Source organism: Streptomyces sp. NPDC057682, assembly GCF_042799575.1.
GTDB lineage: Bacteria > Actinomycetota > Actinomycetes > Streptomycetales > Streptomycetaceae > Streptomyces.
Genome location: NZ_JBHVIN010000032.1, coordinates 1 through 17,621, shown reverse-complemented (window position 1 = coordinate 17,621; position 17,621 = coordinate 1). Strand labels below are relative to the sequence as shown.

Here is a 17,621-nt window from a genome sequence, read left to right as displayed (position 1 = left end):
CTCACCCGTTCTCGTTCACGCGGGTGTTGATCCGCGCTATCTCCCTCACCCATTCCTGCCGCTCACCGTGCGTGAGGTCGAGGATCTCCTCGCGCTGCCAGTGGAAGTGGTAGGCGATGTACGCGATCTCCTCCCGCAGCCGGGAAGGCGCGTACGTCACGATTCCCCCAGGCGCTCACCCGACAGGTCCACCTCGAACGAGCCCTGGCACAGCGGGCAGGTGACCGCCGCGTGCGTGTGCCCCTCGCTGTTGATGCGGCGGTAGAAGTCCTGGAGGAACGCCACGTCGGTCGCGTACATCCGCTCGACCACCCCCACGTGCACGTCGGTGACCGTGCCGAGCCGGGTGATGACCTGGCTGAGGAGCACCACGCTCAGGTACGCGGGGTTCTCCTTGACCCGGAGGTCGATCTGCGGGCGGAGTTCGTCGCGGGCGGTCGCGAGCCGCATGGTCCCGGTCCGGTGCGTCCGGCCCTCGTCGTCCACGTAACCGCGCGGCAGCTCGAAGTCGAACTCGTCCGGTCTGCGGGCGGCCGGGGGCGGCGCCGGGGCGGCGGCCGGAGCCTCGGCCGGGGCGGGCGAGGCGGCGGCGAGACTGTCCAGGACCTCGTCGAGGCCGCCGCCGGAAACGGTCCTGCGCCTCATTCGACGACGATCTCCTCGAAGGTGATGGTGACCGTCTCGGTCGCCGCGCTGGACTCGCCGGCCTTCAGCGAGGGACCCTCCCAGCGGCTGGCCCAGCCCTGCATCAGCTGGATGCGGCGGACGGTGTCGCCCTTGGAGTCCTTGATCTCGATGGTGAGGTTCTGCCGCGCGGTGTCGACGGCGCCGTTGTTCAGCGTCTCCTTGATCCACTTGGTGAACTCGCTGCTCTTGTCGAGCCCGCGCGTGATCGTCACCTCGCCGGCCTGGCGCGCGCCGGGCTGCTTGCGGATGATCTGCTTGCCGGTGGAGGTCACCTGCCGGACCTCCACCACCTCCTCCTCGACGGTCAGACCGCTGATCTCCTGGATCGACTCCACGAGATAGCCGCCGAGCTGCACGCCGAAGACGTGGGTGGAAAGAGCGTCGCCCTCTGCCATGACTCTGTGTCACCTGTTCCGTTCGTTGTCGCCTGCTGGGTCACCGCGTAGGGGGACGGCCGTCACTCGTCCACGAGGCTGGTGCTGTCCGAGAACTGCGAGAGCCGGAAGACGACGAACTCCGCCGGCTTCACCGGCGCGACGCCGATCTCACAGACGACCTGGCCCAGGTCGATGGACTCCGGCGGGTTGTTGTCCCGGTCGCACTTGACGTAGAACGCCTCCTCCGCCGTACGGCCGAAGAGCGCGCCCCGGCGCCATTCCTCGGAGAGGAACGCGGTGACGTTGCGCCGGATGCTCGACCAGAGGCGGTCGTCGTTCGGCTCGAAGACGACCCACTGGGTGCCCAGGAGGATCGACTCCTCCAGGTAGTTGAAGAGCCGGCGGACGTTGAGGTAGCGCCAGGCCGGGTCGGAGGAGAGGGTGCGGGCGCCCCAGATCCGGATGCCCCGGCCGGGGAACGCGCGCACGCAGTTGACGCCGATCGGGTTGAGGAGGTCCTGCTCGCCCCGGCTCAGGCGCAGTTCCAGGTCGAGCGCGCCCCGGACGACCTCGTTGGCGGGGGCCTTGTGCACCCCGCGCTCGCCGTCGCTGCGGGCCCAGACCCCGGCGACGTGGCCGCTGGGCGGCATCAGGGTCTGGCGGCCGGTGGCCGGGTCGAGGACCTTCAGCCAGGGGTAGTACACGGTCGCGTAGCGCGAGTCGTAACCGGCCTCGTCGTTGCGCCAGGTACGGACGCGCTGGGCGTTCATCCCGGGCGGGGTGTCCAGGACGGCGACCCGGTCGCCCATCTGCTCGCAGTGCGCGATGAGGGCGAGCTGGACGGCCCTGACCCCCTCGTCGTCGATGTCGCCGCGCTGGTGGGCGCTCATCAGGTCGGGGACGGCGACCATGGTGATCTCGTCGATCGCCTCAAGGGCCGCGATGCCCGTACGGGCCGACGCGTCGCCCACGTACTCGGTCGGGCCGCTCCGGCCGGTGGTGCTCGCGTCCGGGGCGGCGGGCGCGAGGGTGAGGCTCTGCTTCTCGGGGCGGGACTGCGCCGCGCCGGGCTGCTCGGTGACCTCGATGAGCTTGGACTGACGGGCCTGGGTGACGAGATAGCCCTTGACGTTCTTGCGTACGGAGGTGTCGAAGGTCTCCACCACTTTGCCGCCCTGACGGACCAGCAGGCGGAAGCGGTCCTCCGGCGGGTTCTCGCCCTCGGCGTCGGCGACCTCGATGGAGATCCCGTCGCCGGCGCCCGGCCGGGCCGCGACCAGGAAGCCGCCGACGGCCACGGAGGGGGCCGCCGCGGTCGCGCCGCCCTGCGGGGCGTCCTCGGCGGGGCCGCCGATCCGGACGATGTACGCGGCGCCGCCGCCGTTGCTGAAGAACCCGTGGACGGCGAGCGTCAGATACGTGTCCGGCGTGAAGGTGCCGAACGTCGAAACGTACTGGTCCCAGCTGGTCACCAGCGTCGGCCGGTGGAAGGGGCCGGTCTCCGCGAAGCCGACGAAGGCGGCGACCGCGGTGCCGACGCCCTCGATGGGCCGTGCTCCGGACTGCACCTCCTCCACGTATACACCTGGGGTGAGGTACGACGGCATGCTCGCTCCTTCGGCTGGTCAGACGTTCGCCCGCCCAGTCTTGCCAGGGGGCGCGCACGGGCAGTAGGCCTCAAAGTCCCGGGCGGGGGGCAGCGGGGCTGCCTTTCCGGGCCGGTGCGTCCGGACACCGGGCGCATGGGATTAGTTTCAGCCAGAAATTATCGAGTCGGTCGGCGGGATCGGCTGGATTTTCCCGGTCGTTCCCGGGAACCGGATGAGACCGGATCCGCTCCGCCGAGCGCGCGACTCCGTGGTCCAGTCCATTTTCCGCGCACGGAAATGACGGGGAATCACCCGGGAAGCGCCTGAATCAGCCTTCCGCCCGCACTGCGCGCATGCGTGCGTCCAGCCGTTCCGGGTGTGTCCGGGTGTGTGAAGGGACACACCCGGATGAACGCGCGATGGCGCATCCTCGCAGGTGGGAAACCCGTCTGTTCACACAACCGGAACAGAGTCCCAGGAGTCCGGCGCTATCGTTCCTCTCGCGAAACATCGCTCAGCACGCCACTGACATTGAGTACTTGGTGACACCCGGAAGCCTGCTTGCCGGTGGCCGGAGTCCCAGGCTTGGAACAGGTCACGGAAACGGTGACCGCTGCCTTCTCCGGTATCTGAATGGGGGTGACCCAGTGATAGTCCTGGTTCCTGAACGTCTCCAGGGCAATGGTGGTGATCTTCCGCTGGCCGAAAGAGATCGTCAGCAGCCCTTCGTCGCCCTGGAAATTGGCCACGACGATGTCCGTGACACCGAAAGTCTTGCCTTGCGGGACCACATAGGTGCGAGTCTCCTCGCCCCCGGCGCCGGTCTGGACGTCGATCGTCTCCGAGCTCTGCCCGCCACCACCACCACCGCCACCACCGCCACCGGTCGAGCCGGAGCCGCCCGTGGAGCCGCCGGAACCATCGGCACCGGCCGTGCCTCCCTGTCCCTCGGGCTGCCCCTGGCCGCCGCCCGTGCCGCCGGACGCCGCGCCGCCCTGCGAGGGCTGCCGGTTCTCCTCCTGGGCGGCCTTGGCGCCCGCCTCCTTGGCGGTGCTGCGGACGGCGGGGCGCACCAGTGCGAACCAGGCGAGCAGCAGCGCGAGTACCGCCGCGAGCAGGATCAGCAACCACTTCGGCAGCAGCGGGAGTTGCGCGAACTCGCCCGGAAGAGCCTCCGGCCGGGCGTCCCGGGCGTCCCGGATGTCCTTGGCCTCCTCGGTCGGGGCACCGTTCGCCGCCGGCTCCCCGGCCACGGCCTCGACCTCGAACGGCCAGGTGGCCGGTGCGCCGAACCAGATCAGCTTCCGGGCCCGGACCCGCAGCGCCACCTCCGCCGACTCACCCGGCTCCAGCGTCCGGCGCTCCGGCGTGAACGCCAGGCGCAGTTCCTCACCGGGCTGCCGGGCGGTGAGCAGCGCTTCCGTGGGAGCGTTCCCACGGTTCTGTACGGCGGTACGGAAGCGGGCCCCCAACCAGCCCCGGCGACGCCCCGGTTCCAGCCGTGCCCGCAGCTCCCGGAAGGGCTCGACCACCACCGTCATCTCGGGAACGGCCACCGACTCGGGGTGCTCGGCGGGCAGTACCCGTATCCCCAGGGGCTTCTCACCGGCCGGAACCTCGTGGGACCGGGGGGGTGCGAACCGGACCGTGACGACTTCGGAGGTGCCGGGGTAGAGGGAGACCCGCGCCGGTTCCACCGTGGTCCACGCCGCACAGTCGCCGACCACGTCCAGGGTGTACGCCTCGACGATGTCGCCGTCGTTGCGCACGGTCAGGGTGGTCGTCGCTTCGGTGCCGGGCGTCACCGTCACCGTGGGCATTGCGAGTTCGGCAGATGTGGTCACCCTGCGACGCTAGGCCGCGCCGCACCTCCGGCAGCAGGGGCACGAGGGCAACACGCGGGCACCGCGGGTGCCCCGGGAGCACACCCGCGTCCGGGCCGTGACCGTGACGTCCCGTCGTACGCCGTGGGCCGGACGAGACTCCCCGGGCACGGCCGGGTGCCGGCGCCGCCTCCCCGGGCCAGGTCGCCCTGCGGACGCGCGATGTACGCGTACGGCACGGGGCAATGACGGAAACCTGCGGAAGCGGCCCAGAAGGACGAGCACATGACCACGATCACGACAGACATGACGACGGGGGCGCCGCCGACGGCGGGGGCGGCGGGGACGAGAGGGGCGTCAGGCCCACGCACCCTCGTCCCGCCCGAGCAGCCCGCGCCCGGCATACCCGCCCCGGCGTCCGGCCGGGTCTCGGTGGCGGTGTACGCCGAGGACCTGATCCTCAGGACCGGCGTGGTGCACCAGCTGCGCCGGCGCCCGGAGATCGAGCTGGTCCCGGACGAGGAGGCGGACCGGGCCCAGGTCTCCCTGGTGGTGGTGGACATGGTGAACGAGCCGGCCGTCCAGCTCCTGCACCGCCTCCAGCGCAACACCGCGACCCGGACCGGGCTCGTCGTCGGGTACTTCGAGGCGGGCGCCCTCCAGACCCTGATCGAGTACGGGGTGGCCGCCGTGCTGCGGCGCGGGGAGGCCGACCAGGACCGGCTGGTCCACCTCGTCACAGCCGTCGCGAAGGGCGAGGGGGTCCTTCCCGGCGACCTCCTCGGCAGGCTCATCGACCACGTCAGCAGCCTGCACCGCTCGGTCCTGGACCCGAGGGGCCTCTCGCTGTCCACCCTCACGACGCGTGAGGCGGAGATGATCCGGCTGGTCTCCGAGGGGTACGGCACGGCGGAGATCGCGCAGAAGACCTCGTACTCCGAACGCACCGTCAAGAACGTGCTGCACGAGGTCGCCACCCGGCTCAACCTGCGCAACCGGGCCCATGCGGTCGGGTACGCGATGCGGCACGGGCTCATCTGACGCCCTGTCCGGCACCGGGAGGGCAGCGGTCGTTGCCCCCTCGGTGCCCTGCGGCGGCCGCCCGGCCGGGGCCCGCGTCCCGGGGTCTGCCCCGGCACCCCTTGCCCGGGTGCGCCCCGGACCGGTGTCGTGGCGGTGACCGCTCGTGGAAAGGGCAGACCGTTGTCCCAGCGTGACCAGCGCACCGACCGGACCGTCGAGACCCGGTCCGCCCCTTCACGCGGCCCCGCCCCCGCCGGGCGGACCGCACTCCTCGACGTCCAGCGGACCCTGGGCAACACGGCCGCCCTGCACCTGCTGCGGCAGGCGGGCCACCCGTACGCCGGGACGGAGCGCGCCGGGGACGTGCCGGTCCAGCGGTTCATGGAGCCGGTCGCGGGTGACGACGCGGCCACCTGGCGGCGCGAGGCCCTGACGCACGTACAGACCAGGGCGAAGGACATCCTGCTGGCCTACGCGGCGCTGACGAAGAGGGCTGTGGGCAAGGTGCCCGCGGACATGGGCATCCAGGACGCGTGGATGGTTGCGTGGAAGGCGTCGAAGAACCCGGCGGTGGCGGGAGAAGAGGTGGACACGTCACTGACCGCCGTCCTGCGGCAGCTGAACATCATGGAGCAGGAGCAGCTGACCTCGGCCGTCGTGGGCGAGACGGTGAACTCGGGCCTTCCGCTGCCTACGAGCAAGGCCGGTACCGAGTTCACGTTCACGGACAGCACGCTCGACGGAACGGCGGAGGGCAGGACGGCCCTGGCCGTGGACGTCGAGAACCGCAAGAGGAAGGGCGCGAAGGACAACGGGGCCAAGGCGGCGATCACGTATGCCGAGCGGAAGATCACCGAGTGGGCCGACCGGGTGATGGCTGCCCCGGCACCCGCCGGGTTCACCGTCAGCCGGGACGACGGCGACGGCGAGAGGGTCAAGGGGCAGTTCGCCACGAAGTTCACGTACGTCAGTCAGTCGGGCGGGAAGTGGTGGTGGAAGATCAGCATGGACAACTCGTGTCTGGAGACGCTGACCGCCCCGACGTCCGTCGCGGACCTGGAGCAGTCGCACGTGGAGTTCATCATCCGCAGGCACATCTTCGATCTGGCCCGACAGAGCGGTCTGCGCGTGGAGCAGAGCGCGTCCGGCGGCGGCGGTCACCTCTCCCTGGACAGTGAGACGACGTTCGGCGGCAGCGTCGAGCTCTTCGTCGAGTCGATGCGGCAGTGGGAGACCGGCTGGGCGTCCTGGGTCGAGCACTTCGGCAAGGAGCCGCGGGAGAAGGACGTGTCGCAGGCACCGTGGACCGGTGATCTGCCGACGCAGGACCCGAGCCATCTCGACCGGGTCACCCGCCTTCTCGATGCCGTCCTGAACGACGCGGAGAACGGTGATGTGGACCTGCCGGGGGCGATCGGCAGGCTCCAGCGGCTGGTGGTCGATCTCCCCCTGCACGCGCGGGCGGGGGACAACGTCCGGGAGAAGGTGGACGCCAACCCGGAGGACCGGCTGCACTACCAGGCCGTCAATCTGGAACACATGGCCTCCGCCGACACCGGAGCGCGGCGCGTCGAATTCCGGGACATCCAGGCCCAGTCCGGCTACGACCAGCTCATGGCGGACCTCACGTTCATCGGCCGCATGCTCGAAGAGGTCCGGGACGAAGTCCGGGTCAGCCAGCGAAACCGCTTCGCGGCTCGCCACTCCACGAAATGACCGGCCGCCCGCAAAGGGCACCCGCGCCTGCCCGCCCCCGGGGTACTCCGGGCCCTGTTCCCACGCCCGTCTGCCCGCGATGCTCGATGTGGAGAACCATCGATCCAGACCCAGACTGTGAGGTGGACCGTGGGCGGTCCTGGTGGCCCGGCGAGGGGTGCCCGGTTGCGCCGGCTGTGCGGTGCGGTGGTGCTGCTGACGCCGTTGCTGGTGGCGGGGTCCGTGTCCGCCCCGCACGGCGCCCAGCAGGCCGCCGCCGCGCCGAGGGCGACGAACGACACCGGACGGATCGCCTTCGCCGGTACGGGCCACCGCAGCCTCGGCCGGGTCACGTCGGAGACCGCCACCGCGGACCTGTTCGGGGCCGGCGTCCCGGCCCACTACGACCAGGACGCCTACGGGCGCGGCGGGGCGCTCGTCTTCACCAGCCTCCGGGACGAGGCACGCCCGCAGGTCTACCTGCGCGGCGCGGACGGCACCGTACGGCGGCTGACCACCGGCATGGACGCCGCGCACCCCGAACTCTCCGACGACGGGCGGACCGTGGTCTTCGACTCGCCGGGCAACGGCGGCCACCGGGACCTGTGGTCGGTGGACGTCGACGACCCCGAGACGCCGAAGCAACTGACCGACACCCCCGCCGACGAGACCTCCCCGACGCTCTCCCCGGACGGCACCCGTATCGCGTACGCGAGCGACGGCGGCCCGGAACCCGGCACCCAGGTCTACGCACGCGACCTGGACGGCGGCCCGGTCACCTGCCTGAGCAACAGTGCGGAGGGCGACGCGGACGAGCCCGAGTGGAACCCGGTCGGCGACTCCGCCCACGCATCCCGCGTCGCCTACACCGTCCACGTCGAACCGGCCTCCGACACGGACACCGGCCACCGGCTGCGGGTCACCGACGGGCCCGGGACCGCCCGCCCCGTGCTGACCGGACTCGGCGACGACTGGGGCACCCGGGCACCGGCCTGGCTGCCCGACGGCGAGGGCCTGCTCTTCCTCAGCCCGAACACGGACTGCGGGTGCTCCGTCTACGACCACGTCTACCGGATCGTTTCCCTCGGCGACCCGGCCCCGCACATGGTGCTCACCGAGGACCGCGAGGTGGAGACCCCGGCGGTGCTCGGCTCCCGGGACTCCTGGACCGCGGTCGTGACCCGCAGGACCACGAAGGATCCCGTCCTGGTCACGCTCCAGGACATGCGGCAGGACGGTTCCGACCCCCGCGATCTGCGCCTCGACGTCCTGCGCGAGGATCCGAGGGCCCTCACCAACACCAGCGACGACCCGGCCGTCGACCCGCTGTTCCACCCGGCCGACGGCTACGACCCGTGGACCGAGCGCCAGACGTACACGCCCGACGGGCGCCGCATCGCCCTGACCCGGTTCGAGACGATCGACGGGCAGCGGGTCCAGCGGATCTGGCTCGCCGACACCGACGGGACGCACCCCGCGGTGATGGAGCTGGACGGGCGCGGCCCCCGGGACCGCGACACCGACCCCTCGTTCTCCCCGGACGGCACCCGGCTCGCCTTCACCCGGTCCACGCCCGGCGCGGACGGCGCCTGGACGAGCCGGGTCCTCGTCGCGGACGTGGCCTCCGGGCGTATCACCGGCGAGGTCGAGCCGCCCGCCGGCGAGGTCACCGGCGCCGACGCGCAGCCCGCCTGGTCCTCGGACGGCACCCTGCTCGCGTTCACCCGGGCCGAGGTCATCCGGGGCCTGGGAGGCATCAAGCACGTCTGGACCGCCCCGGTGAAGGCGCTGAAGCAGCAGCAGGACATCAGCCGCATCGGAGGCTGCCCCGGCGAGTGCAAGGTCATCGACGACAGCCCCGCCTTCTCGCCCGACGGAAAGTCCCTCGCCTTCAACCGCAAGGACCGCGCGGACCGGATCAACCAGCGCGCCAGCGTGATCGTCACCTCCCCGGACGGGAAGGACTGCCGGGTCGTGCTGCCGACCGGCCGCGGCAACGACTCCACCGAGTGCGGCGCGGAGATCCCGGACGTCGAGGCGACCGGCCCGTACCAGCCGCGTGACGTGGCCTGGTCCCCGGACGCCTCCCGGCTGGTCCTCAGCCACCGCAGGGGCCGCGCCCCCAACTCCCCCGAGCAACTGTCCGAACTGGTCCTCGCCACCGGCACCCTGACCCCGCTCACCGCGGAACTGCCGGGCCGTCAGAAGGAGCCCGCCTTCCAGCAGAAGGTGGACCTGGCCGTCACCGCGCCGCCCACCGCGCCCACCGTCGAGACCGGCTCCACGGTCGCCGTCACGGTCACCGTCACCAACAACGGCCCGGCCCCTTCCCCCGGCACGACCCTGATCGCCGACCTCCCGCCGGGCGTCCGCCTGGACGGCATGAGCACCCCCACACGCCCGTGCGCGACCAGTACGCCGGCCTGCACCGTGGGCCTGCTGGCGCCCGGTGACGCGGTGCCCGTCACCGTGCGGCTGACGGGCGTCGTCAACGGCCCCTGGGAGATCGGCTGGTCGGTCAACGGGGCGGTCGTGGACCCGAACCCCACGGACAACGCCACCCGCACGTCCCTGCGGATCAGCGTCCCGCCCGAGCTGCCCGGCCCGCCGACCGGGACCCACCCGCCCGTACCGCCCAAGCTGCCGCCCCCGGCCGCGCAACCGCCCGCGCAGCCACCGGCCCTGCCGCCCGCACCCGAGGCGGGCCCCGGCGTCGTCGTCCGCGCCCAGCCGGCCCCCGGCTACGTCGGCGGCCGGGTCGTGGTGACGTACACCGTCCGCAACGGCGAGAACGCCCTGGCCACCGGCCTGCGCCTGCGGCTCGGACTGCCCGCCCGTATCCCCGTGGCCACGCTCCCGGCGGGCTGCGCCGACGGGGTCTGCGTCCTGCCCGACCTGGCGCCGGGCGCCTCCACGGTCCTTCGGGTCGTCCTCGCTCCGGACCACGCCGCCACCACCCGCATCACCGGCACGCTGACGACCACCGGCACCGACGCGGACCGGAACGACAACGTCTCCCGCACCCCGCTGCGCATCCTCCAGCCCCGGATCGTCTCCGTGCCGGAGATCGGCAAGCCCGGGTTCGTCACCTCGGTGCGCGGCAAGGACTTCCCGCCCGGGGCGCCCGTGCAACTGGCCTGGAACCCCGGGATCACGGCAGCCGCCGCACCGACCCTGCCCGGCCGCGACGGCACGTTCATCGCCCAGCTCCTGATCCTGGTCAAGGACCGGACCGGACCGCGCACCATCACCGCCTCCGGCCCCGGCTTCTCCCCGGTGAAGACGGACTTCCTCGTGGTCACGGGCAACCTGGCCCCGCCGGACGAGATGGGACGCCGATGACCCACGAACCGGCCCGGCCGGGCGGGGCAGATGCGCCGGCGATGCACGAACCGGTCCGGTCGGGCGGGGCGGGTGTGTCGGTCGTTCATGATCGGGCCCGGCCGGGCGGGAGGGGGCAGCGGTGATCCACGAAGTGGACGAGGGACTGAGGCTGCTGCTGGTGGACGCGGGCCTTGAGGACAGCGGTGTCGACCTGGTCTTCGACGCCCCGACGAAGGACTGGTCCGCCCGCCGCAACGCGCCCACGGTGAGCGTCTTCCTCTACGGCATCCGCGAGGACGCGACGCGCCGCCGCAGCGGTACGTCCGAGGAGTACGACGCCGAGGGCCTGGTCACCGGCCGCCGCACGCCCCCGCGCTGGTTCGAACTGACCTACCTGGTGACGGCCTGGACCAACCGCCCCCAGGACGAACACCGCCTGCTCTCCGAGGTGCTGCGCTGCCTGATCAGCACGCGCGTGCTGCCCGACCGCATGCTCACGGGCAGCCTCGCCGAACTGGGCCTCACGGTCGAGATGGAGGCCGCTTCGGCGGGCTCGGGCGACCGCCCGTCCACGGTCGACGTCTGGTCCGCGCTCGGCGGCGAGCTGAAGGCCGCGATCGACGTACGCGTCTGGGCCCCGCTGTCCGGCGAGGTGGAGCCCGCCGGGCCACCGGTCACAGAGGGTCTGCTCGTGCGCACGTCTCCCGCCGTCGACGGCGAGGCGGCGGACCCGGGCCGCCGTCTGCGCTACGGGAACGGGGCGACGGACCCGGCAGGCGACGGCTTCGCCGCCGAACGCGCACGCCGACTGCCCCCGGGACGGCGCAGGCGCGGGGCCGCCCGGTGACCGCCACGCAGCAACTCCCCGACACCGCCGTCACCGAGCTCTGGGAACGGCTCGGCCACGTCGAGCGGCGCGTCCGGCACGCCGTCGCCCTGCGACACGAGAACGATCCGGCACCGGACGATCCCCTGCGCGGGCAGTACCTCACGCCCGCCGCCGCCGAACGCGTCCTGGAGGCGCGCGACGCGTTCCTGCCCGTACCGGACCTCGGCCCCGGCGCACCGCCCGAACGGGGACGGATCGCGCAGCTGGCCGAGCGGTTCGCACTGACCGCGCCGGACATCGATCTCCTGCTCGTCGCGATGGCGCCGGACATCGACGCACGGTTCGAGCGGCTGTACGGCTATCTCAACGACGACCTGACCCGGCGCCGCGCCACGATCGGCCTCGCCCTCGAACTGTCCGGGCTGCCCGGAGCGGGCCCCGGCCGCTTCCGGTTCGCACCGTCCGCACCGCTCGCCGCGGGCGGCCTGGTGGAGGTGCTGGAGCCCGAACGGCCGCTGCTGACCCGGCTGCTGCGCGTCCCGGACCGGATCACCGCGCACCTGCTCGGCGACGACGAGCCGGACGCCCGGCTGCACGGGCTGGTCCGCGTGGCCCGCCCCGACACGGAGCCGGACGGCTGCCCGGTCACCCGGCGCGTCGCGGCGGCCACCGGCACCGGGAGCGGGTTCACCCATCTGCTGGACCGGGGCGGCGACCCGGCCCGCGTCGCCGTCGGCGCGCTCGCCGCATCCGGGCTGCGCCCGCTCGTCGTGGACGCGGCGGCGCTGGCGGCGGCCCCCGAACCGGAGCGGGCCGTGCGGATCCTGGCGACCGAGGCGCGGCTGAGCGGCGGCGGCCTCGTCCTCGGCCCGCTGGAGACGCTGGCCCCCGAGCAGCCCAAGGGCGCCGCCCTCGTCGGGGCGCTGTGCGCGGCGGTCGGCGGCGGGTCGCCGTTGCTCCTGTACGGGCGGAAGCACTGGGACCCGTTGTGGTCGGGCGACAGCCCGGTGACGGTCCCGGTCCCGCCGCCGGACCCGGCCGACGCGGTACGGCGGTGGCGCACCGCGCTCACCGGGGCCGGTGCCGCCACAGGGCTGGCCGCCGGTACGGAGGATTCGGACGCCCGCCTGGCAGACGCCACCAGGGCGTACCGGCTGGACTCCGGGCAGATCCGCCGGGCCGCCGACGTGGCCGCCCGGCTGGCCGCCCAGGAGGGCCGCCCGGTGGAGGCCGCCGACCTGCGGACCGCCGTCCGGGCGCAGAACGGCGCGGGGCTCGCCCGCCTCGCCCGACGCATCGAGCCCGCCGTCGGCTGGGACGACCTCGTGCTGCCCCCGGCGACCCGCCGCCAACTGTCCGACCTCGCCCTGCGCGCCCGCCACCGCGACCAGGTGCTCGGGCGGTGGCGGATGCGGCCCGGCGGCGGCCGGGGGCGGGGCATCGTCGCCCTGTTCGCCGGGGAGTCCGGGACCGGCAAGACCATGTCGGCGGAGGTCGTCGCGGCGGACCTGGGCATGGAGCTGTACGTGGTGGACCTGTCGTCCGTGGTCGACAAGTACGTAGGCGAGACCGAGAAGAACCTGGAACGGATCTTCGCGGAGGCGTCCGAGGTCAACGCGGTCCTCCTCTTCGACGAGGCGGACGCCGTCTTCGGGAAGCGCTCACAGGTCAAGGACGCCCAGGACCGGCACGCGAACGTCGAGTCCGCCTACCTGCTCCAGCGCGTCGAGTCCTTCGACGGCATCGCCGTACTCACGACCAACCTCCGGGCCAACCTGGACGAGGCGTTCACCCGCCGCCTCGACGTCGTCGCCGACTTCCCCGTCCCCGACGCGCCACAGCGACTGGCCCTGTGGGAGCGCTGCCTGGGCACGGAGGTCCCCCGCACCCCGGACCTGGACCTGCGCACATGCGCGGACCGGTTCGAGCTGACGGGCGGCTCGATCCGGGCCTGCGCGGTCACGGCCGCGTACCAGGCGGCGGAGACGGGCCGCCCACTGGACACCGAGCATGTGGTCGCAGCCGTCCTCGCGGAGTACCGAAAGCTCGGACGACTGGTCCTGGAGAGCGAGTTCGGCCCCTGGCTGGAACGTACGAGACGGCGCGACCAGGGAGCCTCCCGCACAACCCCACCCTCCGGCGCACAACGAACGGCGCGGAGCGCCTGAAGACGCACGCCGGCGGCCCCGGAGGCGGCGAGCCGTAGGGTGGGCGCGCCAGGACGGGGCACGGCAGCGGGGGAGAAGCATGCGGTCCGAGGAACACGCGGGGTGGGAGCGGGACTTCCCGGTCCGGTACCTCCTGGTGCGGGAGGACACCGACGGTGAGGAGGACGGCGAGCTGTGGGGGCGGTGCGCACAGGCCGAGGGCCTGTTCACGAACGCGCCCGCGCTGCCGCGAGAAGTCCTGACACTGCGCGGCTGCCCGCGCGAGAGCCCGCTGGCCCAGGCCGTGACGGACAGCACCGGACCCATCAGGCTGCTGGGAAACGGACTGCTCTCGATCGAGCCGGCGGACCCCTCCGACGACGGGCCGGCCCGCTACTGGGACCTGGAGGACACAACTGTCCTGGCCCAGCGGCCCACCCCGGGCGACCCCCGGCGCGTGGACCTCGTCATAGGCACCGGTGTGCGGGAGGACGACCACGGGGGTGGCAAGCGGTTGCCCTCGCACCCGAGGTTCGACCTGTGGTTCCCCTCGGTCCGGGCGGACAGCCTGGTGGACTGTTGCCGTTCCGTCGACGGCCTGTTCACCCCGCGCCCGCGCCGCCCCGCCCGTGCACCTGATCGGCTGCGAACCCGCCGCACCGCTCCTGGCCCTCCTGTGCCGCCCCGTTCCGCGGACGGACGACCCGATCACTCTCTCGCCCCTCGACCGCCACGGCCGGACCATGACCGGGTACCGCCTCGACCCGCACACCGTCGAGGCACGCCCCTCCGTCCTCGGAGGAACCCTGATCGACGTCACCCTCACCGACCCCGGCGACGACCGCCCCACCCCGGCCGCCCGCCCCGTCTGGGAGACCTGGTCCGACGGTGTTCCCACACGGCCCAACCAGTGGGCACCGCTCGACACCCAGGGCCGGTCCGAGTGGCTGCGCCTCACCGGCGACGGCCCGTACCGTCCCGCGGGCCTCTCCGGCGGGACCTACCACCTCGACGGACAGCACGTCACCGACAGGAGCGGTCTGTTCCTGGCCCTGGGCGAGGCCCTGCTCGGGCCCGGAGCCGATTACGGGACATGCCTGGACTCGCTGGCGGACGCCCTGAGCGGCGGGACCTGCGTCGTCCCCCCGTTCACCCTCGTTTGGCACCACGCCGGCATCGCCCGCCACGCCCTCGCCGGAGACGTCCTGTACCACCTCGGCGGCCCGTCCTACTTCGAGGCGACCGTGAACCTCCTCCGCGAGTGCGGCGTCACCGTCGTACTCCGATGAGGGAACCGACGGGTCCGCTTGCCCCTCGAGGACGGCGCCCGACCGGAGGAGGAACGACTGGGCCGCGGCCGGGCCCGTCACCCGACCGAGCCACTGTGCCGGGTGCGGGTTCAGTGTGCGACGTTGAAGCGTTCGCCGGTGTGCCGGGGGTTTTCGACTTCGTCGATGAGGGCGACGGCGTAGTCCTCGGTGGTGATGCGGCTGTTGCCGCTGTCGTCGGTGACGAGGTCGTCGAGGCCGGTGCGGTAGGTGCCGGTGCGTTCGCCGGGTTCGATGGTGGCGGCGGGGCTGCAGTTGGTCCAGCGGATGTCGGTGACGGTGCGGTAGTAGTCCAGGGCGTCGCCGTGGGCGTGCATGATCTGCAGGAGGAACTCGGGCAGGCCTTCGGCGTCCCAGACCTGCTTACCGTCCGGGGTGCGCAGCGAGCCGGCGCCGCCGACGGTGATCAGGCGGGGGGCGTTGTCGCCGAGGGCGCGCAGGCCTTCTGTGAGGGCTTCGGCGGCGGGCCGGATGGTGGCGAGGTGGCCGGGGCCGTCGCCGCCGCCGACGGCGCTGATGACGACGTCCTGGCCCTCGGCGGCCGCGGTCACCGAGCCGGGGTCGAGGACGTCGCCCCGGACGACGGTGAGCCGGGGATCGGTGACGGTGATCTTCGCGGGGTCGCGGACGACGGCGGTGACCCGGTGGCCGCGGTCCAGGGCCTCGCGCAGCACACGGCTGCCGATCGTGCCGGTGGCACCGAAGAGAGCGATCTTCGCCATGAGGGCTCCTTTTGTGGGACGGAGGACGGAACAGGGCGCGGGAGAGGGGCCACAGCGGGTGCGAGGACGACGGGCTTCATGGCCGGTGGATTCTCGGCCTGCCGCGGCACACACGTCAGACGGGCCGGCGGTTGCCCTTGTCGTCGCAGGGAATGTCGGCGGCGGTGTGGTGGGCGAGGAAGTCACGTGTCGCCTGGCGCTGGACCTCGGTCATGGCGGTGGGCCGGACATCGATGATGCCGCCGAAGGGGCGGTCGACGTCGCGGATGATGCACAGGGTGGTCGTGAGGAGCGCGGTGATGACGACAAGGGTGATGATCTGCCCGCGGTTGTTCTTGCGGGGGATGCACGTCCCGAGCGCCATGACGGTGATGACCAGGGTGGCGAGCAGGAACCAGAGGATCGCACTGGGGATGCTCGCGGTGGCCTGGGTCAGCCGCTCCTCGCGCTCCTCCGAACGGTCGTTGTCGGCGCTCACCAGCATGCCGAAGACCGGCTTGCCCTCCACCTGGCGGAAGACCCTGCGGAGGTCGGTGGACCAGACGCTGGGGGCGGCCGAGCCGTTGCCGTCCGACATGGCGGGCCACTCCTGCTCCCGCACGGCGCGGGCGTAGCAGACGGCGTCGGCCTGGATGGCGGCCCGCTGAGCGGCAGGCGCGTACTCGGCGGCCTCGACGAGCCGGTCGACGGCGCGTGCCTCGCCCCGGGAGGCGACCTCGGCCTTGCCGTACGAGCCGTTGGCGGTGACGAGGACGAAGGCGAGGAGCAGCACGGTCAGCGTCAGCAGGGGACCGACCAGGTCCTTCACCGCCATGCCCGTGCCGTCGTCCTCGCTGAGCAGCCGGGGACGCAGCCAGCGGTTGGCGGCGAGACCGGCGAGCAGGGCCAGCGCGGCGACGACGATGACGAGAACCACGGGAGGCTACCTCCGGGAAGGACGGTGAGAGGGTTCCTGCGAAGGCGGGCTCCGCGAGCATGACCCGCCGCCCGGCACCGTGAACTGCGGAAACGTTTGGCCGCCCCCGCACGGGCGACAACCTTGCGCCACAGGGAGCATCCCGCTCTGCGGGTGGCCGAGACGCGAGGCGGTCACGCGGGTCGTGGCGCATCCGGCCGCCGTCGAGGACCGCGCCGTCGGAGGTGTCCTGCCCACGACACCCTTGCCACACCCCGCCCCCACGCCACCACCAGGCTCTTGTTCTTCGCTTCCGTTGGGGTGAAAGAAGTGGTGCTCATCGTAGAGGGTCACTGACCAGAAGCCCCTGACCTGAGGCAGGGCGCCGGCGGAAAAGGCGCTTGTGTAGCTGTGCTGCTGAGCAGTTCACCCTTGTCGTCGCAGTCCTGGTAGAAGTACGCCGTCTCCTGTGGCGCGTTGACGAAGATATTGGCCTTGGCCATCGCCGTACGACTGAGGTAGTCCCAGCCGAAGTCCGCCCCGCTGTGCTGCGTACTCCAGTGATGGCCCAGCGGAACGCCGATGCTCCGGAACTCGAAGAGGCCGCGCACCAGCATGCCGTCCGCTTCCACTGTTGTGTCCCGCAGTACTTTGGCCGTCGCAAAGGCGGGGGCGTTGGAAAAACCGAAGCGGTGTGTGCAGGGATCTGGGTGTAGCATCAACACCCAGATTCTACACAGCTCAATATATACGATGCATCATGTTTGAGCACGCTGCATCCTGGAGATCGGAAATCGACTTGCTCTTAATTTCAACACATGAGACACGCAGATTGACGGGGCATCACCCGATGTGACAGCGCGAGAGTCCGGCGACGGGGGAGGGGTTCGGGTGGAGCGCAGCAGAGGCAGTCACTGCCTCGGGCCGGCCCACAACAGACAAGGACGCCCCATCACATCAACCTATAGGCAGTGACAGAAATCCCCAGACCCGCACCCCGTCCGCCCCTAGCAGTCAGCCTAGGTGTCCGCGCAAGCGCGGACACCTACAATTCGCGCTTGCGCGAATTGTCACACCTTTAGAATTCCGCTTGCGGAATTCCATTGCCCCGCAAGCGGGGCAATTTTGAATTGCGCTTGCGCAATTCTGTCTTTATGTAGCGGCTTGCCGCTACATAACCCC

The 17,621-nt window shown here is 72.0% G+C and carries 15 protein-coding genes; 6 read left to right on the top strand and 9 right to left on the bottom strand.

Translation table 11 applies throughout. From position 1 onward, the window contains the following. Nucleotide 1 precedes the first annotated feature (1 nt). The 5 genes from ACFVDM_RS37460 to ACFVDM_RS37440 form a co-directional block, all read right to left on the bottom strand. Nucleotides 2–160 carry a DUF6760 family protein gene (locus ACFVDM_RS37460; RefSeq protein ID WP_383651168.1) on the bottom strand — a complete coding sequence of 53 codons (159 nt, stop codon included), beginning with the start codon at nt 158–160 and terminating at the stop codon, nt 2–4. Continuing rightward, on the bottom strand, nt 157–645 hold the full coding sequence (locus ACFVDM_RS37455) for a hypothetical protein (protein ID WP_383651167.1): 489 nt from the start codon (nt 643–645) through the stop codon (nt 157–159). Before ACFVDM_RS37455 ends, ACFVDM_RS37460 begins: the two co-directional genes overlap by 4 nt. Continuing rightward, nucleotides 642–1,082 (bottom strand): phage tail protein, encoded by a 441-nt coding sequence (locus ACFVDM_RS37450; protein ID WP_018101393.1) that lies wholly within the window; start codon nt 1,080–1,082, stop codon nt 642–644. The genes ACFVDM_RS37455 and ACFVDM_RS37450 overlap by 4 nt, the downstream gene beginning before the upstream one ends. Before the next feature lie 62 nt (nt 1,083–1,144). Then, complete coding sequence (locus ACFVDM_RS37445) at nt 1,145–2,671, bottom strand: phage tail sheath family protein (protein ID WP_383651166.1); 1,527 nt, start codon at nt 2,669–2,671, stop codon at nt 1,145–1,147. Nucleotides 2,672–3,141: 470 nt separating this feature from the next. After that, on the bottom strand, nt 3,142–4,473 hold the full coding sequence (locus tag ACFVDM_RS37440) for a hydrolytic protein (RefSeq protein ID WP_383651189.1): 1,332 nt from the start codon (nt 4,471–4,473) through the stop codon (nt 3,142–3,144). 288 nt (nt 4,474–4,761) lie between these two features. Here ACFVDM_RS37440 and ACFVDM_RS37435 point away from each other — a divergent pair, with 288 nt between their 5' ends. The 6 genes from ACFVDM_RS37435 (at nt 4,762) to ACFVDM_RS37410 (ending at nt 14,783) form a co-directional block, all read left to right on the top strand. Then, entirely contained in the window at nt 4,762–5,517 is a 756-nt protein-coding gene (locus ACFVDM_RS37435) for a response regulator transcription factor (protein WP_383651165.1), read from the top strand. Nucleotides 5,518–5,679: 162 nt separating this feature from the next. Beyond that, on the top strand, nt 5,680–7,215 hold the full coding sequence (locus ACFVDM_RS37430) for a hypothetical protein (RefSeq protein ID WP_383651164.1): 1,536 nt from the start codon (nt 5,680–5,682) through the stop codon (nt 7,213–7,215). 189 nt (nt 7,216–7,404) lie between these two features. Beyond that, complete coding sequence (locus tag ACFVDM_RS37425) at nt 7,405–10,536, top strand: hypothetical protein (RefSeq protein WP_383651188.1); 3,132 nt, start codon at nt 7,405–7,407, stop codon at nt 10,534–10,536. A 121-nt stretch (nt 10,537–10,657) separates the two neighbouring features. After that, entirely contained in the window at nt 10,658–11,365 is a 708-nt protein-coding gene (locus ACFVDM_RS37420) for a DUF4255 domain-containing protein (RefSeq protein ID WP_383651163.1), read from the top strand. Next, nucleotides 11,362–13,515 (top strand): ATP-binding protein, encoded by a 2,154-nt coding sequence (locus ACFVDM_RS37415; RefSeq protein WP_383651162.1) that lies wholly within the window; start codon nt 11,362–11,364, stop codon nt 13,513–13,515. Before ACFVDM_RS37420 ends, ACFVDM_RS37415 begins: the two co-directional genes overlap by 4 nt. A gap of 722 nt (nt 13,516–14,237) precedes the next feature. Then, entirely contained in the window at nt 14,238–14,783 is a 546-nt protein-coding gene (locus ACFVDM_RS37410; protein WP_383651161.1) for a barstar family protein, read from the top strand. A 110-nt stretch (nt 14,784–14,893) separates the two neighbouring features. Here ACFVDM_RS37410 and ACFVDM_RS37405 read toward each other — a convergent pair whose 3' ends face one another. From ACFVDM_RS37405 to ACFVDM_RS37390, 4 genes are all read right to left on the bottom strand, one after another. Further along, nucleotides 14,894–15,544: an NAD(P)-dependent oxidoreductase gene (locus tag ACFVDM_RS37405; RefSeq protein WP_383651160.1), complete on the bottom strand. Its 651-nt coding sequence runs from the start codon at nt 15,542–15,544 to the stop codon at nt 14,894–14,896. Nucleotides 15,545–15,659: 115 nt separating this feature from the next. Continuing rightward, a complete protein-coding gene (locus ACFVDM_RS37400) occupies nt 15,660–16,460 on the bottom strand; it encodes a hypothetical protein (RefSeq protein ID WP_383651159.1) in 801 nt (266 codons plus the stop codon). Nucleotides 16,461–16,466: 6 nt separating this feature from the next. Next, nucleotides 16,467–16,820: a hypothetical protein gene (locus ACFVDM_RS37395; protein ID WP_383651187.1), complete on the bottom strand. Its 354-nt coding sequence runs from the start codon at nt 16,818–16,820 to the stop codon at nt 16,467–16,469. Next, entirely contained in the window at nt 16,790–17,164 is a 375-nt protein-coding gene (locus ACFVDM_RS37390) for a hypothetical protein (RefSeq protein WP_383651158.1), read from the bottom strand. Before ACFVDM_RS37390 ends, ACFVDM_RS37395 begins: the two co-directional genes overlap by 31 nt. Nucleotides 17,165–17,621: the final 457 nt, after the last annotated feature.